Source organism: Lutibacter sp. (genome assembly GCF_030692605.1).
In the GTDB taxonomy this organism is placed as follows: domain Bacteria; phylum Bacteroidota; class Bacteroidia; order Flavobacteriales; family Flavobacteriaceae; genus Lutibacter.
Window position 1 is genome coordinate 1 of the sequence record NZ_JAUYUD010000046.1, and the last position, 22,474, is coordinate 22,474.

At 32.2% G+C, this 22,474-nt stretch carries 16 protein-coding genes; 5 read left to right on the top strand and 11 right to left on the bottom strand.

Annotated features, from left to right (window positions below; translation table 11 throughout):
• Nucleotides 1-264 precede the first annotated feature (264 nt).
• Nucleotides 265-975: a DUF4294 domain-containing protein gene (locus Q8S45_RS04160; protein ID WP_305601496.1), complete on the bottom strand. Its 711-nt coding sequence runs from the start codon at nucleotides 973-975 to the stop codon at nucleotides 265-267.
• A 152-nt stretch (nucleotides 976-1,127) separates the two neighbouring features.
• Between Q8S45_RS04160 and Q8S45_RS04165 the strand changes: the two genes are divergently transcribed.
• The gene (locus Q8S45_RS04165; protein ID WP_305601497.1) at nucleotides 1,128-2,213 is read left to right on the top strand and encodes a M42 family metallopeptidase; all 1,086 of its coding nucleotides are present in this window, start codon (nucleotides 1,128-1,130) and stop codon (nucleotides 2,211-2,213) included.
• A gap of 110 nt (nucleotides 2,214-2,323) precedes the next feature.
• On the top strand, nucleotides 2,324-2,974 hold the full coding sequence (locus Q8S45_RS04170; protein WP_305601498.1) for a 1-acyl-sn-glycerol-3-phosphate acyltransferase: 651 nt from the start codon (nucleotides 2,324-2,326) through the stop codon (nucleotides 2,972-2,974).
• Between the two features lie 144 nt (nucleotides 2,975-3,118).
• Here Q8S45_RS04170 and dsrP read toward each other — a convergent pair whose 3' ends face one another.
• From dsrP to Q8S45_RS04210, 8 genes are all read right to left on the bottom strand, one after another.
• Complete coding sequence (dsrP, locus tag Q8S45_RS04175; protein WP_305601499.1) at nucleotides 3,119-4,339, bottom strand: sulfate reduction electron transfer complex DsrMKJOP subunit DsrP; 1,221 nt, start codon at nucleotides 4,337-4,339, stop codon at nucleotides 3,119-3,121.
• A gap of 142 nt (nucleotides 4,340-4,481) precedes the next feature.
• A complete protein-coding gene (locus Q8S45_RS04180; RefSeq protein ID WP_305601501.1) occupies nucleotides 4,482-5,534 on the bottom strand; it encodes a 4Fe-4S dicluster domain-containing protein in 1,053 nt (350 codons plus the stop codon).
• A 37-nt stretch (nucleotides 5,535-5,571) separates the two neighbouring features.
• On the bottom strand, nucleotides 5,572-6,198 hold the full coding sequence (locus Q8S45_RS04185) for a cytochrome C (protein ID WP_305601502.1): 627 nt from the start codon (nucleotides 6,196-6,198) through the stop codon (nucleotides 5,572-5,574).
• 5 nt (nucleotides 6,199-6,203) lie between these two features.
• On the bottom strand, nucleotides 6,204-6,881 hold the full coding sequence (locus Q8S45_RS04190) for a cytochrome C (RefSeq protein WP_305601504.1): 678 nt from the start codon (nucleotides 6,879-6,881) through the stop codon (nucleotides 6,204-6,206).
• 11 nt (nucleotides 6,882-6,892) lie between these two features.
• Nucleotides 6,893-9,220 carry a molybdopterin-dependent oxidoreductase gene (locus tag Q8S45_RS04195; RefSeq protein ID WP_305601506.1) on the bottom strand — a complete coding sequence of 776 codons (2,328 nt, stop codon included), beginning with the start codon at nucleotides 9,218-9,220 and terminating at the stop codon, nucleotides 6,893-6,895.
• Nucleotides 9,221-9,228: 8 nt separating this feature from the next.
• Nucleotides 9,229-9,459, bottom strand: coding sequence for a chaperone NapD (locus Q8S45_RS04200; RefSeq protein WP_305601508.1), 231 nt, complete (start codon nucleotides 9,457-9,459; stop codon nucleotides 9,229-9,231).
• Nucleotides 9,460-9,691: 232 nt separating this feature from the next.
• Nucleotides 9,692-11,605: an acetate--CoA ligase gene (acs, locus tag Q8S45_RS04205; protein ID WP_305601510.1), complete on the bottom strand. Its 1,914-nt coding sequence runs from the start codon at nucleotides 11,603-11,605 to the stop codon at nucleotides 9,692-9,694.
• A gap of 108 nt (nucleotides 11,606-11,713) precedes the next feature.
• Complete coding sequence (locus tag Q8S45_RS04210) at nucleotides 11,714-12,895, bottom strand: hypothetical protein (protein WP_305601512.1); 1,182 nt, start codon at nucleotides 12,893-12,895, stop codon at nucleotides 11,714-11,716.
• A 207-nt stretch (nucleotides 12,896-13,102) separates the two neighbouring features.
• On the opposite strand from Q8S45_RS04210, the gene Q8S45_RS04215 reads away from it, so the two are divergent.
• The 3 genes from Q8S45_RS04215 to Q8S45_RS04225 all read left to right on the top strand — a co-directional run bounded on the left by Q8S45_RS04215 (nucleotide 13,103) and on the right by Q8S45_RS04225 (nucleotide 20,027).
• Nucleotides 13,103-13,882 carry a sulfite exporter TauE/SafE family protein gene (locus tag Q8S45_RS04215; protein ID WP_305601513.1) on the top strand — a complete coding sequence of 260 codons (780 nt, stop codon included), beginning with the start codon at nucleotides 13,103-13,105 and terminating at the stop codon, nucleotides 13,880-13,882.
• Between the two features lie 172 nt (nucleotides 13,883-14,054).
• Nucleotides 14,055-18,563 carry a glutamate synthase large subunit gene (gltB, locus tag Q8S45_RS04220; protein WP_305601515.1) on the top strand — a complete coding sequence of 1,503 codons (4,509 nt, stop codon included), beginning with the start codon at nucleotides 14,055-14,057 and terminating at the stop codon, nucleotides 18,561-18,563.
• Nucleotides 18,564-18,566: 3 nt separating this feature from the next.
• Nucleotides 18,567-20,027, top strand: a complete 1,461-nt coding sequence (locus Q8S45_RS04225) for a glutamate synthase subunit beta (RefSeq protein WP_305601517.1) — start codon at nucleotides 18,567-18,569, stop codon at nucleotides 20,025-20,027.
• A gap of 50 nt (nucleotides 20,028-20,077) precedes the next feature.
• Here Q8S45_RS04225 and Q8S45_RS04230 read toward each other — a convergent pair whose 3' ends face one another.
• Together Q8S45_RS04230 and Q8S45_RS04235 are read right to left on the bottom strand one after the other, a co-directional pair.
• Nucleotides 20,078-21,982: a tetratricopeptide repeat-containing sensor histidine kinase gene (locus tag Q8S45_RS04230; RefSeq protein ID WP_305601519.1), complete on the bottom strand. Its 1,905-nt coding sequence runs from the start codon at nucleotides 21,980-21,982 to the stop codon at nucleotides 20,078-20,080.
• A 124-nt stretch (nucleotides 21,983-22,106) separates the two neighbouring features.
• A complete protein-coding gene (locus tag Q8S45_RS04235) occupies nucleotides 22,107-22,328 on the bottom strand; it encodes an integrase core domain-containing protein (protein ID WP_305601521.1) in 222 nt (73 codons plus the stop codon).
• Nucleotides 22,329-22,474: the final 146 nt, after the last annotated feature.

The window sequence follows — 22,474 nt, forward strand, 5'->3', positions numbered from 1 at the left end:
ATTGTCTTTTTTTGAAAAAATCCTAACCACCTAAATCTCCTGAACGTCGCTCCCATTTTTCCCCTTAGCGGTTGCAAATGTAATACCTTTTTATAACCCTAAACAAACTTTTTCTAATCTTTTTTTATAGCTTTTTTTAAACTCGAGACAAGTCTCTGAAATTAAAACAATTAGTACTTCAAAAAAATAAACAAGGGTGGTGTTTAAAATTCGGGGAAACTAAGGTAATAGGTTTAATTCAATTATGCAAGAACTATTTTAAGCTTATTGTTTCTTAACTTTTGCCTTAGGTTTTACTTTTGGAGTTGGAGCTTCAATCCATTTTTTTTCCAATTCAATAAAACTAAAATCTAGTTTTGACGATTGATATGGAATAATTCCGGCTGAAAAGGCTCTTTGTAAAATATCTTCAATCATATAATCTTCTTTCACTTTTGCCGGATTATACTCGTCTTTCAAAGACAGGCTAAACATACTTGCCGTTGCATTATACCAAAATGCTTTCCAACCACTTCTATAATCTTTTACCAAGTCAAAAACTGTTTTACCTGTTTGTCTATGAATCAATTTAATTAAAATTTCGCCTTCGGTTCTTGTTAATTGTTTTAATTGTTCAGTAAACTCACCTTCCATATAATTTTGAATTACCTTTATATAGGCCTTTTTTTTTCGATTTGATTTAATGCTATCCAACCTCGAATTTAAAACTTCCAATCTATCAGCAGCTAATTTTGCGTAAGGATATGCCTTTAATGTTTTTTTTTGATACCAATAATAATATTTTCTATCGTAATCGGTTCTAAATTTAATATTCTTCAATAAAAATATTTCATCTAACTCAATTAAAAGAGTATCTCCTTTGAACAGAATGTATCTTTCAGTAATGGGAATAGAATCTTTATCTTCTTGGGAATAAAGAAAAGAACTAATACATAAAAGTGGTAAAAGAATAAATCTTTTCAAATTATTTTTCATATTTTAACCTTTATCAAAAAGAAGTCCAAAATTACAAAATCAAAAATCTATTTTATTACTTCTTCTTCACTATTTTAAAATCTTGCTTCCATTGTTTTAATTTATACTATTAAGGAGTATTTAGTATATTCGCTTTTTTAAATATTATTAGTATGAGCAAAAGTATCTTAACCAAAAATTCCATTTCTTTTTTAGAAAAATATTTAAATAATGCTTCACCTACAGGCTATGAAAGCGAAGGTCAAAAAATTTGGATGGAATATTTAACTCCATATGTTGACAAATTTATTACGGACAGTTATGGTACAGCGGTAGGAATTATTAATCCTGATGCTACTTTTAAAGTAGTTATTGAAGGACATGCCGATGAAATTTCATGGTATGTAAATTATATTACTCCTGAAGGTTTAATATATGTTATTAGAAATGGCGGAAGTGATCATCAAATTGCACCTTCGAAAATTGTAAATATTCATACTAAAAAAGGTATTGTAAAAGGTGTTTTTGGGTGGCCTGCAATTCACACTCGAGATAAAGGAAAAGAAGAAGCACCGAGTTTGGAAAATATATTTATAGATCTAGGTTGTAAAAAGAAAGAAGAAGTTGAAGCATTAGGTGTTCATGTGGGATGTGTAATTACTTACCCCGATACGTTTTTTATCCTAAATAAAAACAACTTTGTATGTAGAGCCTTGGATAATAGAATGGGTGGATTTATGATAGCTGAAGTTGCGCGATTGTTAAAAGAAAACAATGTGAAATTGCCATTTGGGCTATACATTACCAATTCTGTACAAGAAGAAATTGGCCTACGTGGTGCCGAAATGATTACACATACTATTAAACCAAATATTGCAATAATAACAGATGTTTGTCATGACACAACAACTCCAATGATTGACAAAAAGAAAGAAGGTGAAACTATTTCTGGTGCAGGACCAGTTATTAGCTACGCCCCTGCTGTTCAAAATAATTTACGTGAATTAATTGTTGATACCGCAATTGCAAAAAAAATACCGTTCCAACGTTTAGCATCATCCAGAGCAACAGGAACTGATACGGATGCATTCGCTTATAGTAATGGTGGTGTTCCATCCGCTTTAATATCTTTAGCTTTACGCTATATGCATACTACAGTAGAAATGGTACATAAAGATGATGTTGAAAATGTTATTAAATTAATTTACGAAACTTTATTAACCATTAAAGAGGGTGATACCTTTAGCTATTTCGATTAATGAAGGTTGCACGTTTTTTATTGGCATTAACAAGAATGATTTTATTTGTTATTATTTCTATATGCATTTATGTTTTAATTTTATTTAGTGCTTTATTCTATAGAGACAAAATGAAGAGACTTCAAAATGGTATTAAATTGAGAGGTTTAAATGTTAAAATCATCCATTTTATTTTAAATACTCATATTACAAAGTATGGAACAGAGCCAACTATCGCTGGATTAATTGTTTTTAATCATAGAAGTTACTTTGATCCATTAGTGATTTTAAAAGATACTTTGGCTTTTCCTGTTGCTAAAAAAGAAGTGGATTCCTGGCCCTTAATTGGTCATGTGTGCAGAGCTACTGGTGTTATTTTTGTGGAAAGAGAAAGTAAAAAAAGTAGAACACAAACGTTGAAAGAAGTTCGTGATATATTAAATCAGGGGTTTTCCATATTAATTGCTCCGGAAGGCACTACCCATATTGAACCATTATCTATTGAATTTAAGCCTGGCGCATTTTTATTAGCTGCAGAATTAGATGTCCCTGTAATTCCTGTTGCTATAGATTATAAGAATATTAATGATGCTTGGATTGGTAATGACACTTTTGTTCCTCATTTTTTTAAATGTTTTGGAAAATGGAAAACTGAAATAAATGTAAGTTTTTTAGACCCTGTAAAATCTGCAAGTGCTGAAGAACTAATTACTATTTCAAAAAATAAAATAGATACTGAACTTATTCGATTTAGGAAAAATTGGGATCGGATTACTTTTTAAGAACTAAAAGACTTCTTTCGTGAATCTAGATTTGCCTTCAGCTTCCCAAAATGATAAAAATTAAGATAAACAGAATGAAATAATTTCAAAATGCATAGTTTACCCTTTCTTATAGCATCTTTTAATACCATATTTCCGAAATATTTATTTCTTTTTATAAACCAATTGTCCCATTTCAACAGCAATACCTGTCTTCGCTAAAATTGTAAAAATAAAAGCTCCCATGGCCCAAATTCCAAGTGTTACTGAAATTTCAACGAAACTTGGTGTATATTCAGAAATTTTACCCCACGGACCTGGAATAAATCCCGGAACAATTAATCCAAACCCTTTTTCAATCCAAATAGCAATAAATAGCATTCCACATAAAACATACAGAATATTTAAATTATTTCTAATTTTATGGAACGTTAATGCAATTGTTGCCATTACATTTAAACTTATCGATGTCCAAATCCAAGGTAATAATGCTGTTTTTCCTTCCAAACCAAAGAATAAATAAACTGCACTAATACTGTGATGCGTTGGCGCATAAAACTCTTTAAAAAGTTCAGAAATCAGCATAATTAGATTAATTTGAGCAGCCACAGTCACAATCATACTAATTTTTTTAATCGTTTCATCAGCAATTTTAAACGCTGTAAATTTTCTAATAATTGCTAACACAATAATAATTAGCGCAGGTCCAGCAGCAAAAGCTGAAGCTAAAAATCGAGGACCTAATAAAGCATTGTTCCAAAATGGACGCGCTTGTAATCCTTGATATAAAAATGCCGTAACCATATGAATTGCAACTGCCCAAAAAACGGACAAAAACACACCTGGAATGTAAATTTTAGGATTTGGAGTTTTACCCTGATAACGCATTATTAGTATATATAACGGTATGGTAATATTAATAAACAAATACCCGTTTAACACAATAACATCCCAGGCTAGCATAGAATTTGGAAAGTTAAAAACTCCAATACCCGGAATCATATGCCATAATCTGGCTGGTCCACCCATATCGGCAACCACAAATGCTAAACACATTAATAAGGCAGAAACAGCTAAACCTTCACCAATTAAAACAGCCTGTTTAAAATCTATGTTTTTCAAAACATAAGCAGGTAAAACCAACATTACGGCAGCTGCCGCCACACCTACCAAAAAAGTAAAATTTGAAATGTACAATCCCCAACTCACCCTATCAGTCATCCCTGTAGCGCTTAATCCTTGCTCCAATTGAATGCTATAATTGTACATCCCAAAAAGCATAATTAAAGTCAGTACTCCCATCCAAATATGATATGCTCTACTTCCGTGAGTAACCTCCAAAAAGGCATCTTTAATTAAACTTCCAAAAACTTTTAATGTTTTCATTTTTATTTTTTATTTGGGCGTGCCCTTTTAATTTTTAAAAGGTCGGGCTATCACTACTCGCTTTTTTATTTCTAATAAAAAGAGCTCAAACATATCGCTCTATCCCTCACGCGCTCTATTAACTATAAACCAATTATTTTTTTTAATCCATATAGTACCAAAACTTTGGTTCGGTACCCAAATCTTCTTTTAATCTAAAAACTTTTTTATTATCCAAAATCCATCTAATTGTACTATTTGGATCTAATAAGTTTCCAAAAGTTCTGGAGCCAGTTGGACAAGCCTCAACACAAGCTGGATTTTTACCTTCCCTTGAACGTTGAATACAAAAAGTGCATTTTTCCATGACACCTTTTTTACGCAACCTATTTCCTAAATAATGCTGATTTTTATTAACTTCTTCTTCAGGTACTTCAGGTGTTTTCCAATTAAATCTTCTTCCATCATATGGGCAAGCTGCCATACAATATCTACATCCAATACACCAGTCGTAATCAATTACAACAATTCCATCTTTTTCTTTCCATGTAGCTTGAACCGGACAAACCTCAACACAAGGCGGATTGTCACAGTGAAAACATTGAGTTCCCATATAAAAATGTCCATCAGCCGGAACTTCATGATAATAATTATCGTCTGCTTCTTCAAAATTAAATCCTTTTCCATCTTTCATTTCATGAATACGAATGTATTGCATTTCTGAAGTTCTGTCCTGATTATTTTCTTCAACACAAGCATTCACACAATCCATATACCCTTGACATTTCGAAATGTTAAAAGCATAGCCAAACAAAACATTTTCTTCTGCATTTTTTGAGGATATGTTTATTTTTTTACCATGATTCAATTCATACGAACGAACCAACCGATTTATGCTCTTGTCTTTTTCTTCATCGGTCATTAATTTATAATTCCCTTTAAAGTATTCTTCCCATTCCATTGCAGATTTTTCTTTGCTTTCATCACTGCCAATTATGCTGCAAGAACTACTTACAGCCCCAGCTCCTATCAACAAACCCGCTGTAATTTTTGTGAATGCGGTTCTTCTGCTCATAGAAATATCCATAATTTGATCGAAACCATCTTTAGGTTTATCAGAATTACATCCTCCAGAATTACTTCCACAGCCACATGATTCCGATTTTTTAGATCGATTCAAATTTAAAGAGTACCATTTTTTATTCGTTTCACTCATTGTTTACTATTTTATAAAACAATTGTTATTTCTTAAATTACTCACGTTCCTTTTCAACAGTTGTATTAAATCTAACCGGCCAACGTTTTTCAAATTTTGGATTGTGTGGATTGTGACAATTTACACAAGTATTTGATAATCTTGGTGGCGCCCATCCACCTAATTGTTTCCCATGTGCACCGCCTTTCCAATCTTTAAATTCTTTTTGGTGACATTGGCTACATAATTTATAACTAAAATTAAAGTCTATTGAACTATTCGTTAAACTTTGTAAATGATCAAAATCATTTTTATTATGACACGTAGTACAGTTCATAGTTTCTGGTCCGGCATGATTTAATTTAATATTCCAATGCGCAGCTTTTTCACCAACTTTATGTTCTTTTAATTTTTCCAACGGTTGTGAATGGCATTCCGAACATTTATAAGAAACAATCTGACTTTTTCTTTCTGGAATTAAAAATTTAAAATCACTATCAATAACTTCCACTTTTTTAATAGTTTCATTATAAATATCTGAAGAAATTTCACCTTTATATTCAACAGTATTCGCTTCAATTTTATCGATAACCGTGTGGTATTTATGTTCGTCTGAATGTTTACAAGAAATTGTAAACAAACACACAACTATAAATTGGGTAATCACTTTTATTTTTGCTGTCATTTAATTCACTTTTTTCTTATAAATACACCTATATCAGTCATTCCTTTATTATTTACCACGTGACACTGTCTACAATTTGTACGCTCAGGATGGGTAACTCTAATTTCTTTTGGAGCTGATGGTCCTGCGTGACAAGCTAAACAATTCTCATGCAATTGAATTTGATGAGGAATAATTGGTGGGCTTCCAATAAATTCAGCATTACCAATACTCGGTTTTGGAAATCCTCCTGCCGAAGTTTCTTTAAATAAACTTGTGGTATTTTGAGCAACGTGACATTGTCTGCAATTCACTTTTTCCGGATGAGGAACAACAGGGGTATATGAGTTAAATTTTGCTACAAATCCACCATTTTCATGACATTTTAAACAACTTTTATCACCCATACTCAACTCATCAGTTATTGGATGAGGAATGCTAGGAGGAGCCCCGTGAAATGCTCTATTCTCATAATAAGTATCTAAACTTCTACCACCTTTAAAATCGTTACCTATAGCTTCATAATCATTTGCAAAACTTGCTCTTTCAAACACTCCCATTTCAGAAGGAATCAAATGGATTTCTGTTTCAGCAGGAAGTTCAACATATGCTTCTTCTTGCTCAGCATAATAACTTTTAGACCAAATTAATACTACCGTTAAAGTGAGTAAGGCAAAAATTCCTATTAAAAATATTCTTTTCATAATAGTGGTTTTTACGCTTTTTCAATTTTTACGGCACATTTTTTATAATCTGGTTCTTTTGAAATCGGACAAAAAGCATCAAGAGTTACATCATTTATCAACATATTTTCATCAAAAAACGGCACAAAAACCTGTCCTCTTGTTGGTAAACCTCTTTCATTAATTGATGCAGGCAAAGTACAAGAACCTCTTCTTGATGATACTTTTACTTTTTGACCATTTGCAATTCCATATTTTTTAGCATCTTCTGGATGTAATTCTACATAAGAGTGTGGCATTGCCTTGTGTAAAACAGGGATTCTTCGTGTCATAGAGCCAGTATGCCAATGTTCAATAACACGACCAGTATTTAACCAAAATGGGTAATCTTTATCTGGCATTTCGGGTGCTGGTTCAAATGGCCGTTGCCATATAACGGCTTTTCCATCATCATTTCCATAAAAATGAAAATCTTCACCGTTTTTACAAGCAGGATCATATTTAGCATTAAATCTCCATTGGGTAGATTTGCCATTTACATATGGCCAAATAACTCCACTTTGCTTTTCTAACACATCTAAAGGTGCCATTTCATGTTTTGGCCCTACATGAAATTGTCTGTATTCATTATAAATTTCTTCCACATGATTTTCTCTGGTATATGGAAATAATTTACCATATCCCATGCGTTTTGCAACTTCAATAAACATCCACGCATCAGGCATTGAATCTCCAGGTCCTTCAACCATTTTTTTCCAATACTGAGTTCTACGCTCAGAATTTCCATACAATCCGCCTTTTTCAATATGCCAAGATGCCGGTAAAATAACATCCGCAACATCTGATGTTGGTGTAGGAAATACATCGGAAACCACTACAAAACAAGAATCTTTTTTTAAAGCAGGACGATAACGACTTGTTTTTGGCAAGGATACCAATGGATTTGTTGCCTGAATCCAGATAAACTTAATTTCACCTCTGTCAACCGCTCTAAACATTTCTGTAGCATGGTACGTTGGTTTCGATGGAATACGTTCGTAAGGAACTTTCCATATTTTAGCTGCTAATTTTCTATCTTTTTCTTCAGTAACTACACCTTTTGGTAATTTATGTGTAAATGTTCCAACTTCACGAGCAGTTCCGCAAGCAGACGGCTGACCAGTTAATGAAAATGGCCCATTACCAGGAATTGAAATTTTTCCCGTTAATAAATGGATATTATAGACTAAATTATTCATCCAAGTACCTCTTGTATGTTGATTCATACCCATACACCAAAATGAAACAACTTTATTGTTTGGGTTTCCATAAATGTTAGCTAAATACTTGATATCTTTTACAGAAACTTTTGAATATTTAGATACCTTTTCAGGAGTATAATCTTTCAAAAATTTCTTAAAAGATTCAAAATCAATAGACTGAGGTTCATCTTTAAAATTGTAGTTGTCTTCTAAACCATAACCCATTTTTATTTTGCCTTTGCTAAATCGGCAATGCTTTTCAACAAATGATTTATTTACCCAACCATTATTTATTATTTCATAACAAATAGCATTTGCAACTGCTAAATCGGTTTGAGGTTCAAACAGAATAGATTTGTTTGAAGCCATACTTGAACGAGTAGTTCTAGTGGCAAAATCAATAATTTTAGCACCTCTATTATTTTTTTGCTCTAACATTCTAGAAAACAAAACTGGATGCATTTCAGCCATATTATTTCCCCAAGTAACAAAATAATCTGCATAATCAATATCTTCATAACAACCCATTGGTTCATCAGCTCCAAACGATGTTAAAAAACCTGTAACAGCACTTGCCATACACAAGCGTGCATTACAATCTAAATTGTTAGTACCAATGGCTCCCTTCATAAATTTTGAAGCAACATATCCTTCCGGAATTGTTGATTGACCAGAAGTATACATTGCTACTGAATCTTTCCCATGTTTTTCAATAGTTTGTTTCATTTTTTTAGCAACAATATCCAACGCCTCTTTTATTGGTGTTTTTACATAACTTCCATTTTTTTTAACTAACGCGTGAGTTAATCTATCTTTTGCTTGAATACAAATAGTTTGGTGATACCCTTTTACACAAAGTAACCCTTTATTAACTTCCGAATTTGGATCACCTTTTACGGCAACTGCTTTTCCATTTTCAACACCGACTAATATTCCACAACCGACACCACAAAAACGACATGGTCCTTTCTTCCAATCAATATTCCCACCTTTAGGAATACCTGCTTCTTGTTCGTACCCAAAAATTATCCCCGGAAACATTGATGCTGCCGCAGTCATTGCAGCAAGAGCTGCCATTTTTTTTATAAAAGATCTACGATCAATAATTTTTTGTTCCATATTTAAATTTAATTTGTATCAAATCCAGAAACCAAAGACAAGTGTTTTAAGCCCTCAATTTCTAGAATCTGATTATATATATTGTTGTCCAACTCTTCTGTATCAGTGGCTGTAACCACAACCAGAACATTTTGGTTTTGGGCAGGTATTACTTCACAATTCTGAAGATTATGAAGTTCTTTAAGTACTATTTCCTTTTTCCCTTCTTCAAAATGAAGAATGTAACTTTTTATCGGCATCTCATTTTTTGTAACTAATGTTGCAAAAATATAGAATAAAACTTCTTAAGGCACCTTAGTGAAATATTTTTAAGTAATTTAAACTAAATCTAAATAAGGGTATTAGGATATTTTAGTCTTTTATTAAAAAAACGATAATTCTAATCCATTTAGTCAATCTTATATATTGATGTTTTTTGTACGTAAGATTGACTATCTGAACATTGAAAATGGCTCTTTTTAAAAATAAAGATTATTTAACCAAAGAGCCTTCAATAATTGCTTCAACTACTTCTGGATTTAAAAGTGTTGAAATATCGCCTAAATTAGCGGTATCATTTTCAACAATTTTTCTTAAAATACGTCTCATAATTTTTCCAGAGCGTGTTTTTGGCAAACCAGGAACAAACTGAATTTTATCCAATTTAGCAATGGGTCCAATACGCTCGGTAATTACTTGGTTAATTTCCTTTCTTAAATTTTCGTGTACTCTTGTTTCTCCTGTTTCTTTAAGAATAACAAATCCATACAATGCTTTTCCCTTAATATCATGTGGAAATCCTACCACAGCGGATTCTGCTACTGCTTGATGCTCATTAATAGCGTCTTCAATTGGAGCCGTTCCTAAATTATGTCCCGAAACTATAATTACATCATCTACCCTTCCGGTAATTCTATAATAACCAACTTCATCACGCAAGGCACCATCACCTGTAAAATATTTATTTTCAAATGTTGAAAAATAAGTTTCTTTAAATCGCTGGTGATTTCCCCAAATTGTTCTAGCCATTGCAGGCCAAGGATACACAACACACAAACGTCCATCTACTTGATTTTCTTTTATTTCTTTGCCTTGTTCATCCATTAAAGCCAATTGAACACCTGGCAACGGCAATGTGGCGTATGTAGCTTTTGTTGGTGTTACATATGGTATTGGAGAGATCATCATACCTCCTGTTTCTGTTTGCCACCATGTATCTACTATAGGACTTTTCTTTTTGCCAACATGGTCATTATACCAATGCCAAGCTTCTTCATTTATAGGTTCACCAACGGTTCCTAAAACTTTTAGAGATGACAAATCATATTGCTCTACAAAATCTAATTTTTCTTTGGCTAATGCTCTTATCGCTGTAGGTGCTGTATAAAACTGGTTCACTTTATGCTTCTCTATAATTTGCCAAAACCTACCATAATCTGGGAAATTAGGAACTCCTTCAAACATTACAGTCGTTGCACCATTTGCTAACGGACCATATACTATATAACTATGCCCGGTTATCCAACCAATATCTGCCGTGCACCAATAAATATCTTCTTCTCTATAATTAAAAACATTTTTAAAAGTATAGGCTGTGTACACCATATAACCTGCTGTTGAATGCACCATTCCTTTTGGTTTACCTGTTGAACCTGAGGTATATAAAATAAATAACGGATCTTCTGCATCCATTATTTCTGGTTCGCAACTATTTGAAGCTTCATCTAGCAATGGTTGTAGCCATTTATCGCGATTCTCTTTCATATTTATTTTAGAATTAATGCGTTTTGCAACCAAAACTGAAATAACACAAGGGCATTGGTTAAGGGCATCATCAACAATTCCTTTTAAATCTACCGTTTTATTTCCTCTATAAGAACCATCAGAAGTTATTACCATTTTACAATCAGAATCATTGATTCTAGTTGATAAAGCTGTTGAAGAAAATCCAGCAAAAACAACAGAATGAATGGCTCCAATTCTGGCACAAGCTAATACTGAAATTGCCAATTCGGGAATCATTGGTAAATAAATACAAACCCGATCTCCTTTCCTAATTCCCTCTTGCTTCAACACATTTGCAAATTTATTTACCCTTTCGAATAATTGAAGGTAGGTAATATGTTCAGCTTCCTCATCTGGATTATTGGGTTCAAATAAAATGGCGGTTTTATTTCCTCTAATTTTAAGATGCCTATCAATGCAATTTTCTGTAATATTAAGTTTTGCTCCTTCAAACCATTTCACTTCTGGTTTTGAAAAATCCCAACTCAGTACATTTTTCCAACGCTTATGCCAAACAAAATGCTCCTCAGCTATTTCTTCCCAAAAAACTTCTGGATTACGAACCGATTTTCTGTATACTTGAAAATACTCCTCTAAATGCTTAATGTGATAATTACTCATACTAAATAAAATTAAAAAACTAAATTAAAACCTGTAATAAAAAATACAAAGTTCTAATTTAGTTAAATAATTGAAATAAAAAATATTTTTCCCGAAAAGTGGTTTGCCCTAAAAATTATAAATTGCAGTGGTTAATAATCTAAAATTACTTACTCGGTCTATCCCTTTAGAAGAAATATCGCCACTTGAATTTATTGAACCATATTGAGCTTTTGTATATTCGCCTTCAACCCCAATGGTTAACTTACCTGATTTCCATCCAATGCGTGGAGCAATTCTCATAGCATTTTCAACATTATTTCCTAAAAATCCATTTACAAAAGAAACTGATTCTCCAAATCCACTATTTTTTGAATATCCTCCAAATAATCCCCATTCCATTGTTTCGGTAATATCTCCATTTAATTCAGTCCACATAGAAAATGTATCGTTATTTATAAAATCCCCATTTGTTGTGGTACCAAAACCACTTATTTGTAAAACATCTGACATATTTTGTCCGTAAACTGCTTCAGCTTTCCAAGTTACTTTTCCAACGTTGGTTCTAAAATATCCAATAAATGCAGTACTTGTAAAATTATCTGTCCCTAAAGCAGGTCTTTGTGTTTTTAGATTAACTCCAAATCCGCCTAACGTTGAGCTTGCCGAACCAAATTGTAATTGGGCGTGTAACTGAGGAATTCCACTCAAACTTACACTTGCGCCTCTAGTTTGAAAATCTCTTTCAGTAAATAATGCCCCAATAAATTTTACTTTCCCTTTAGTAGTAATTCTTAATTGAGGATTTCTAGAAAAAGGTTGAAAAGGTACTCCAGTATTAAATGAATAAACACTAGGAAAAACTGATGTCACGAACATAGGATGCCAGTACTGCCCCACTAATATTTCTACCATGTCATTTGACAATGCAACAAAAGCATGGCGTAATCTTAATTCGCCTACAGAAGCATCTGTATTTCCAAAAAAAGCGGCTTCAATTGCTCCTGAAGTTTTCATGCCAAAAAAATCTGGTCCTGAAATAGATGCCTTTAAACGAGTTTGAATGGATAAAATATTAAAACTACTTTGATCATTTAAATCGTTACCGCCTACCACATTTTCCTTAGCAGGTAAAATCATAAAATGACCTTCTCGAGCATTTACAGTTTGACGCGTATCAAACATAAAATCTGTTTTTACAAAACCACTCCATATTACACCATATTTTTTTTCCTCTTGATTTGACTGTCCATAGTTACTAAGTGAAACACAAAATAGCGCAATACAAACTATAAAAAGTTGATTTTTCATAAAAAAAATTAAAATTATTACTTGTTAATTATATGCAAAATTACCTGTTTTGAATTAATTTAGGACATTTAATTTTAAAACCACCAAATTCATTTTTTTTATTAATGAAAGTAATTTTTACATCTTAAAAGTAATTCATAAAAAAATATCCAAAATGTTATTCATTTGATAGGAATAAATTATTTTTGACTGATTTTATATAAAAAAATGACACACGAATTTGCAAAAGTTATTGCACTCAACTGGGAAATAATATGCTTGTTTTTTATAATTGCCGTTTTGTATTCTTCAGTTGGTTTTGGAGGTGGCTCCAGTTATTTAGCCGTATTGGCAGTAACAGCCTTGGCTTTTCCTCAGATTAGAGCAATTTCACTACTCTGTAACATTGTTGTTGTAACTGGCGGAACCTACATTTATATAAAAAACAACCTATTTAATTGGAAAAAAATAATTCCGTTGGCAATTGCAAGTGTGCCAATGGCATTTTTAGGTGGGTATTTAAAAATTAGTCAATCTTTATTCTTTATTTTATTAAGCCTTACGCTTTTAATAGCTGCTTTTTTAATGTGGACATCTAACTATATTTCAAAAAAATCTGAAGAACTTCTCATTCAAAATAGTACCAAAAAAGACCTGACTTTTGGCGGATCTATAGGGTTTTTATCGGGTATGGTTGGAATTGGAGGTGGTATTTTTTTAGCTCCACTTTTACATTTAACAAAATGGGATACTCCACAAAAAATTGCAGCAACCTCAAGTTTTTTTATTTTAATAAACTCTATTGCTGGATTAGGCGGTCAGTATTTCAATCCAAACTTTTCTGTTGAGCCAGTTTTAACCTTCCTCTTAATGTTAACGGTATTAATTGGTGGTCAAATAGGGTCCCGAATAAGCATAAAATTTATTTCGCCACTTTTATTGAAAAAAGCTACTGCTTTTTTAATTGCATTTATAGCAATTAGACTTTTAATCAAGCATTTGCTGTAATTACTGTTCCTTTTTATTGCGAAAATCTCATAAAAAACCAATAATAAATAACATTACATTATTAATAATGTTTTAATTATTTGATTATAACAATTACAACGTTTTCGTAATTTGTAATAATACATTTCACTGTTTTACCTATTTTTGTAAACATTCAATAAATAGATTTATAATGAAAAAACAGGGACTTTACTCGCCAGAATATGAACATGAGAACTGTGGTGCCGGTTTTATTTGCAACCTAAAAGGAGAGAAAACAAATCAAATTATACATGATGCATTAGAAATTTTAGTAAAACTAGAACATCGTGGTGGCGTTAGTGCTGATGGAAAAACTGGTGATGGTGCTGGACTTTTAATAGACATTCCTCACGAATATTTCAATAGAGTTTGCGATTTCAAATTGCCTGCAAGAAGAGAATATGCGGTTGGAATGACTTTTTTGCCAAAAAATAAGAATCAATATAAATATTGTATAGACGTATTTGAAAAGGAAATAATAAATCAAGGTCTTGAAATTTTAGGCTGGAGAAATGTACCTGTAAATTCATCACATCTTGGTCAAATAGCACTTGCTTCAGAACCCACTATTAATCAAATATTTGTTGGTAAAGGCTCTATAAAAGATGAACATACTTTTAAAGCAAAATTATATGCAGCTCGAAAAATAACTGAGCATACCATTGCTGCTTCAAAAATGTCGGAAAGCTCATACTTTTATGTTTCAAGTTTTTCACATACTACCCTAATTTACAAGGGCATCATTATGCCAGAAGATATTGGTCCTTATTTTATTGATTTACAACAACCAGATTTAGTAACTAGATTGGCACTAGTACATCAACGTTTCTCAACAAACACGATGCCTTCGTGGGAATTGGCACAACCTTTTAGATTAATGTGTCAAAATGGAGAAATAAATACATTAAGGGGAAATGTTGGTAGAATGCGTGTTCGTGAAGAAATAATGCAGAGTGAAATATTTGGTGATCAAATTGAAAAATTATTTCCTATTATTTTACCGGGAAAATCGGATTCAGCCTCTATGGATATGGTAGTTGAATTACTTTCATTATCTGGAAGATCATTACCTGAAGTAATGATGATGATGGTTCCTGAAGCTTGGGAAAAACATAAAACAATGTCTCCTGAAAGAAAAGCGTTTTACGAATACAACGCTTGTATTATGGAACCTTGGGATGGCCCAGCTTCTATACCTTTTACAGACGGAGATTATATTGGTGCATTGTTAGATAGAAATGGTTTAAGACCTTCAAGATATACGGTTACAAAAAGTGGAAAACTAATTATGTCTTCAGAAATAGGTGTGGTTGATATTGCTCCTGAAGATATTGAAAGACATGGTAGATTGGAACCAGGAAAAATGTTTTTGGTTGATATGAATGAAGGTAGAATTATTAATGATGAAGAGATTAAAGCTAAAATTGTTTCAGAAAGACCTTATAAAGAATGGTTGGATGCTACTCGAAAAAATTTAATTGATATTCCTGAAACCGATGAAGTTTATCCAATAGAAACAACCGATTTAAAAACACGTTCGCGATTATTTAATTACACTAACGAAGACATTCAAGTAGTAGTTACACCTATGGCTCAACATGGAAAAGAGGCAATAGGATCTATGGGAATTGATACTCCACTTGCCGTTTTATCAGACAGGCCACAACTAGTTTCTAACTATTTTAAACAGTTATTTGCTCAGGTTACCAATCCGCCTTTAGACGGAATTAGAGAAGAAATTGTAACAGATATTAGTTTAGCTCTTGGAAAAGATAGAAATATTTTTAGTATTACAGAACGACAGTGTAGAAAGCTGAGAATTCAGAACCCTGTTATTTCTAATAATGATTTAGAAAAAATAAGACACATATCACTCAATGATTTTAAATCAATTACCATCGAAATTCTTTATAAAAAAAATAGGGGGTTAAATGGTTTAGAAGATGCTTTAGAAGACATTGTAAATCAAGTTTCTAAAGCTATTGATAACAAAACAAATATTATAATTTTATCCGATAGAGGCGCTAATAAAGAGTTCGCACCAATCCCAGTTTTATTGGCTTGCTCCTACGTAAATCATTCACTTAACAGATTAAGAAAACGTTCATATTTTGATTTAATTATAGAATCTGCAGAACCGCGAGAACCACATCAATTTGCAACTTTATTTGGTTATGGTGCCAGTGCTGTAAATCCATATATGGTGAATGAACTTATTCGGGTACAAGTTAAAAAAGGATTTATTACAGGTATTGATGAACAAAAAGCCATCGATAATTTTAATAAAGCTATTGGACAAGGTATTTTAAAAATTATGAATAAAATTGGAATCTCAACATTACATTCCTATAGAGGTTCACAAATATTTGAAATAGTAGGTTTCAATTCTAAATTTGTTGAAAAATACTTCCCATACACTACTTCAAGAATTGAAGGAATTGGATTGTATGAAATTGAAAAAGAAATTTCTAAAAGATATGAATACGCCTATCCTAAAACCTTAATTAAAAACAGATTAGGATTAAATATTGGTGGTCATTACAGATGGAGACGTGGTGGAGAAAAACATTTATTTAACCCAACAACAATTTCTAAATTACAGCAAGCTGTACGCTTAAGTGATCAAAAAAGTTATGATGAATACGCAAAAGCAGTAAATGACCAAGCAGAAAATTTAATGACTATTAGAGGTTTGTTTGAATTTAACAACCTCGACCCAATTTCTATTGATGAAGTTGAACCTTGGACTGATATTGTAAAAAGATTCAAAACAGGCGCCATGTCTTATGGCTCAATTTCAAGAGAAGCACACGAAAATTTAGCCATTGCTATGAATCGAATTGGAGCTAAAAGTAATTCAGGTGAAGGTGGTGAAGATAGAAGACGATTCCAAAAAGATATCAATGGTGATAGTCGAAATTCTGCTATTAAACAAGTTGCTTCGGGGCGGTTTGGAGTAACTTCTCATTATTTAACAAATGCGGAAGAAATTCAAATTAAAATGGCACAAGGTGCAAAACCTGGTGAAGGAGGTCAATTACCTGGTGAAAAGGTATTACCGTGGATTGCCGCAACCAGAAATTCTACACCTTACGTTGGTTTAATATCTCCTCCTCCACATCACGATATATATTCTATTGAAGATTTAGCACAATTAATTTTCGACTTAAAAAATGCTAATAGAGAAGCTCGAATTAATGTAAAACTTGTTTCTGAAGTTGGTGTTGGTACTATTGCAGCAGGTGTTGCTAAAGCAAAAGCTGATGTTGTTTTAATTGCGGGTTATGATGGTGGTACTGGAGCATCTCCTTTAACTTCATTAAAACATGCTGGTTTACCTTGGGAACTCGGTTTAGCTGAAGCACAACAAACATTAGTAATAAATAATTTAAGAAGTAGGATTGTTGTTGAATGTGACGGTCAATTAAAAACTGGGCGTGATGTTGCTATTGCAGCACTCTTAGGTGCTGAAGAATTTGGATTTGCAACAGCACCATTAGTAGCTTCGGGTTGTATAATGATGCGAAAATGCCATTTAAATACGTGTCCTGTTGGTATTGCAACTCAAGATAAAGAGTTACGTAAAAACTTTAAAGGCACACCAGAACATGTGATTAATTTCTTCTTTTATATTGCTGAGGAATTAAGAGGCATAATGGCTCAGTTAGGTTTCCGTACTATGGATGAAATGATTGGGCAAACTTCAAAAATAAATGCCAATAAAGCGATTACACATTACAAAGCGAAGGGGTTAGATTTGTCTTCCATTTTATATGTGCCTGAAGGCTATACTAAAATGCAATTAAAAAATACAGAAAAGCAAGATCACTTTTTAGAAGGCGTACTAGATTTCGAAATTCTAAAAGACTCACACAGAGCGCTGTTTAGAAAAGAAAAAATGGTTTTAAACTATCCTATTTGTAACATGAATCGTTCTGTAGGTGCTATTGTAAGCAATGAAATTTCAAAAGTGTACGGCCATTTAGGATTACCAGAAGATACGTTAAGTATTAATTTTACAGGATCTGCAGGTCAAAGTTTCGGCGTATTTGGAACACATGGTTTAACTTTTACTATTGAAGGAAACTCCAACGATTATTTAGGAAAAGGATTATCTGGTGCTAAAATAATTGTAAAAAAACCAGCCAAAGCAGATTTTATTGCTGAAGAAAATATTATTGTAGGTAATGTTTGTTTGTTTGGCGCCATTGAAGGTGAAGCTTATATTAATGGAATTGCTGGTGAACGTTTTGCAGTTCGTAACTCAGGAGCAACAGCAGTTGTAGAAGGTGTTGGAGATCACGGATGTGAATATATGACTGGTGGTAAAGTAGTGGTACTTGGTAAAACAGGGCGAAATTTTGCTGCAGGTATGAGCGGTGGTATAGCTTATATCTACGATCCTGAAAATAAATTTACAAACGGATTATGTAACACCGAATCAATAGAATTTGAACCTATTGAAGCAGAAGATGCTCAAGAATTAAGAGCTTTGATAAAAAAACATGTGTTGTACACAAATAGTAACAGAGGTAAAGAATTATTAGAAAATTGGAATACAAGCTTAAACAACTTTGTAAAAGTGATGCCAATTGAGTATAAACGTGCCTTAAAACGTTTAGAAACTGAAGAACCAATGGTAGAAGAATTAACAGTTTAAGATATGGGAAAAATAACAGGTTTTAAAGAATTCGAAAGAAAAGACGAGACATATAAAAAAGTTAAAGAACGTATAGGTAATTTTAACGAATTTACCATACCCTTAAGCGAAACTGAAATAACGAAACAAGGTTCTCGATGTATGGATTGTGGAATTCCCTTTTGCCATAGTGCATGTCCGCTTGGTAATTTAATTCCAGATTTTAATGATATGGTTCATAGAGGCGAATGGAAAAAAGCCTCCTATATTTTACATACCACAAATAACTTTCCTGAATTTACAGGTCGTTTATGCCCTGCACCCTGTGAACAAGCTTGTGTTTTAGGTATTATAGGTAATCCCGTTTCCATTGAAAATCTCGAAAAAAATATTGTTGAAAGAGCTTTTGCTGAAGGTTGGATTGTTGCACAGCAACCTTCCAAAAGAACAGGAAAAAAAGTAGCAGTAATTGGTTCAGGCCCTGCTGGTTTAGCAACCGCACAACAATTAAACAGAGCTGGGCATTCCGTTTCTGTTTTTGAGCGTGACGATGCGCTTGGAGGATTATTACGTTACGGAATTCCAAATTTTAAATTAGAAAAAGAAATTATAGATAGGAGAATTGCAATTTTAAAAGAAGAAGGGATTGAATTTTACACCAACATAAATGTTGGTGTAAATTATTCAACCGAAAAATTAAATGAGTTTGATGCTATAGTATTATGTGGTGGAGCAACCCAACGAAGAAGTCTACCTACGCCTGGCATTGATACAAAAGGGGTTGTGCAAGCAATGGATTTCTTAACACAAGCCACAAAAGTTATTTTTGGCAAAGAACTAAAAGACCAAGTTTTAGCAACTGATAAACATGTAATTGTAATTGGTGGTGGAGATACGGGTTCGGATTGTGTTGGAACTTCAAACCGACAAGGTGCAAAATCGGTTACTAACTTTGAAATAATGCCAAAACCACCAATTGGTAGAAGTGAAACAACACCTTGGCCATTTTGGCCATTACAATTAAAAACTTCCACTTCACATAAAGAAGGTTGTGAAAGAAATTGGTTAATAAACACTAAAGAATTTATTAGCAATGAAAACGGTGAATTAACAAGTCTAAAAACTATAGAAGTTGAGTGGAAAATAGTTGCAGGTCAACGCCCAGAATTACTAGAAATTGAAGGAACTGAAAAAATATGGCCTTGTGACTTAGCGTTGCTAGCTCTTGGTTTTACAGGTCCTGAAACTATTTTAAGCGACCAATTAGGTATTAAAACAGATGAAAGAAGTAATTACAAGGCTTCTGACACTGAATATCAAACAAATATACCTCACATTTTTACTGCAGGAGATATGCGAAGAGGGCAAAGTTTAATTGTTTGGGCAATTTCAGAAGGTAGAGAAGCTGCCAAAAAAGTAGACGAATACTTAATGGGTTATAGCAACTTACCAAGTAAAGGGGATGGTGATTTACCTAGTTTATAAAAATAAATTCGTATAAAATCTAACGATTTGTTAACTTTACAAACTGTTTGCTATTCTGCACTTTTAAAAATTATATTGAAAATAGTGCCTTTACCCAAATGGCTTTCAAAATTAATTTCTCCTCCATTAAGTTTTATAAATTCATAGCATAGCAACAAACCTAGACCTGTTCCCTTTTCTCCACTTGTTCCTTTGATACTTTGTTTATTGCCAATAGTAAACAATTCTTTTTGTATTTCGTTAGAAATTCCAATTCCATTATCAGAAACAGAAATTTGAACTTTGCCACTAGGCAATGTTTTAGCTGATATACTAACCGAGCCATCCATATGTGTGTATTTAATAGCATTGTTTACAAGATTTCTCACTATAAATTCTATCTGATTTTTATCACCAATTACATAAACAGAGTCATCTACTGTTAAATTGAAATCAATATTTTTTTTAAATGCAATATCTTTATAAACACTATAAATATTCAATGCAATATCTTTAATACTAACTATGCTTTGATTTTGCTTGTGTGTTTTCATTTGTATACTAGCCCAAGTTATCAGATTATCAGTCATTATAATTGTATTGTCAACCGAGATTTTAAGATCTTTACTCATGGCAATTAGTTTGTTTTTGTCAAGTTTGTCAAGGTAATCAATAATTAGAATTGAAAATTCTTTTAGTGAATTTAACGGTGTTTTTAAATCATGAGCAACGATACTAAAAAACTTGTCTTTTGTGTTATTCAAAATCTCCAGCTCTTTTTTTTGCAACTCGATTGTTTCTTTCTTTAATTTTAAACTTTTATTTAATTTGATGAGGTATAGTAATAAAAATAAAAATAATAAGGTGAAAATAGATATAATTAATAGGATATTGTTACGGTCTTTAATTAGTTCTATTTGAGATTGATTCGTTTTTTCTAATTGTGCATTTTCCTTATTTAGTTCATGTATTTGTATAATACTTTCAGACAGATGACTTCTATTTTGTAATTGTCTTTTAAATAAAGTATCATTAACGGTTCTATAAGAATAAACATAATCTTTAATAGCTTTATAATCATTTTTATCTGATGATAATATTATTAACTCTAGATAAGTTCTTTGTAGATAACTTGGAAGATTTTTTTCTTTGCTAAAATCTGCAGCTGCTTTAAGAAATTTAAACTGACTATCTAAATTTCCTTTGATATTATAAATTTTTGCCAGCTGAATCATAGATTCTACTGTGGCAATTTTTTGTGAATTTTCACCTAGTTGCACACTAATGTCAAGTACCTTTTTAAAATAGTTTTCAGCTAGCGTTAAATTGTTTTCTGCTAACTCTATTAACCCCATTACTTTAAAACATGAAGATAAAACGGATTTATTGTCAATAGAATTATTAATTTTAATTGCATATAGTGTTAACTTTCTGCTTTCAGCCAGATCTCCAATATTATAATAGCCTTCTCCAAGATTGTGTGCAGAAACGCCGATTCGTTCTTTGTCGTTTAATTTGCTAAATATTTCGAAGGACTTTTTATGGAATTCAATTTCTTTTTCCCGAATTTGAAGTTCTTTATAAGCATGACCAAGTGTAATATAACAATTAGCTATACCAGCTATATCATTTTTTACATTAAAGATGTCCAAGGATCTTTGTAAATACTCCATACTAATAGAATAATTCCCGTCCATTAAGTATATGCCTGAAAGATTTCTATATGCATATGCAATTCCGATTGAATCATAATTCTTTGTTGATAATTCTAATGCTATATTCGAATAGTTTAAAGCTTGTATTGTGTTTGTATATGTTAATTGTCTAGCTAATAAATTTAATGTTTTAACACTGTCAATTGTTGTTAAATTACTCTTGTAAAGTTTTCTCTCTAACGGATAAAGAACGTTTTGTCCCTGAGAATGTAGGTAAAGTAAAAGCAAAAGCAAAAGGATTATTGTTTTATGGGTTCTCATTGGGTTTTAGTTATTATAGTATTAATTGAAATGTAACCTATTACTTATAAATTTATGCATAAAAACTTTATAAATAATATAAACTGTCACGTCCTAAAATACGGCTACAGGTTAATAATTAAATTTAAGCGGCATTTTGGTGCACGTAATTAGGTGTTTTAAAGTCTAAAGATAAATGTAATCTTTTAGAGTTATATAATTTAATTGCATTTTTGGTTGCTTTTTTTGCATGTATTACACTAGTAAAGGTTTGATCCAGATAAAATTCATCTTTTAAGATACCATTTACACGTTCTGCCATTGCGTTTTCATAGCAATGGTTTTCTTCTGTCATGCTGATTTCCATCTTTTTTCTTTTAAGGCTTTATTGGTCTTCGATTTGCGTATCGGAGTTTTTTTTTATCCATTGAACTAATTGCTCGAATGCTATTTAAATGTGCTTCTAAATCTTCCTTGGGAACTTTCAACTCCAAACTATCCATTGAAGCATTT

What these genes read in the sequence shown, in the direction of transcription:
- Q8S45_RS04225 (WP_305601517.1), top strand. Translation starts at nt 18,567, where the DNA reads ATGGGAAAAATAACAGGTTTTAAAGAATTCGAAAGAAAAGACGAGACA.
- Q8S45_RS04190 (WP_305601504.1), bottom strand. Translation starts at nt 6,881, where the DNA reads ATGAAAAGAATATTTTTAATAGGAATTTTTGCCTTACTCACTTTAACG.
- gltB (WP_305601515.1), top strand. Translation starts at nt 14,055, where the DNA reads ATGAAAAAACAGGGACTTTACTCGCCAGAATATGAACATGAGAACTGT.
- Q8S45_RS04160 (WP_305601496.1), bottom strand. Translation starts at nt 975, where the DNA reads ATGAAAAATAATTTGAAAAGATTTATTCTTTTACCACTTTTATGTATT.
- Q8S45_RS04185 (WP_305601502.1), bottom strand. Translation starts at nt 6,198, where the DNA reads ATGACAGCAAAAATAAAAGTGATTACCCAATTTATAGTTGTGTGTTTG.
- Q8S45_RS04165 (WP_305601497.1), top strand. Translation starts at nt 1,128, where the DNA reads ATGAGCAAAAGTATCTTAACCAAAAATTCCATTTCTTTTTTAGAAAAA.
- Q8S45_RS04230 (WP_305601519.1), bottom strand. Translation starts at nt 21,982, where the DNA reads ATGAGAACCCATAAAACAATAATCCTTTTGCTTTTGCTTTTACTTTAC.
- Q8S45_RS04210 (WP_305601512.1), bottom strand. Translation starts at nt 12,895, where the DNA reads ATGAAAAATCAACTTTTTATAGTTTGTATTGCGCTATTTTGTGTTTCA.
- Q8S45_RS04235 (WP_305601521.1), bottom strand. Translation starts at nt 22,328, where the DNA reads ATGGAAATCAGCATGACAGAAGAAAACCATTGCTATGAAAACGCAATG.
- Q8S45_RS04180 (WP_305601501.1), bottom strand. Translation starts at nt 5,534, where the DNA reads ATGAGTGAAACGAATAAAAAATGGTACTCTTTAAATTTGAATCGATCT.
- Q8S45_RS04215 (WP_305601513.1), top strand. Translation starts at nt 13,103, where the DNA reads ATGACACACGAATTTGCAAAAGTTATTGCACTCAACTGGGAAATAATA.
- acs (WP_305601510.1), bottom strand. Translation starts at nt 11,605, where the DNA reads ATGAGTAATTATCACATTAAGCATTTAGAGGAGTATTTTCAAGTATAC.
- Q8S45_RS04195 (WP_305601506.1), bottom strand. Translation starts at nt 9,220, where the DNA reads ATGGAACAAAAAATTATTGATCGTAGATCTTTTATAAAAAAAATGGCA.
- Q8S45_RS04170 (WP_305601498.1), top strand. Translation starts at nt 2,324, where the DNA reads ATGAAGAGACTTCAAAATGGTATTAAATTGAGAGGTTTAAATGTTAAA.
- Q8S45_RS04200 (WP_305601508.1), bottom strand. Translation starts at nt 9,459, where the DNA reads ATGCCGATAAAAAGTTACATTCTTCATTTTGAAGAAGGGAAAAAGGAA.
- dsrP (WP_305601499.1), bottom strand. Translation starts at nt 4,339, where the DNA reads ATGAAAACATTAAAAGTTTTTGGAAGTTTAATTAAAGATGCCTTTTTG.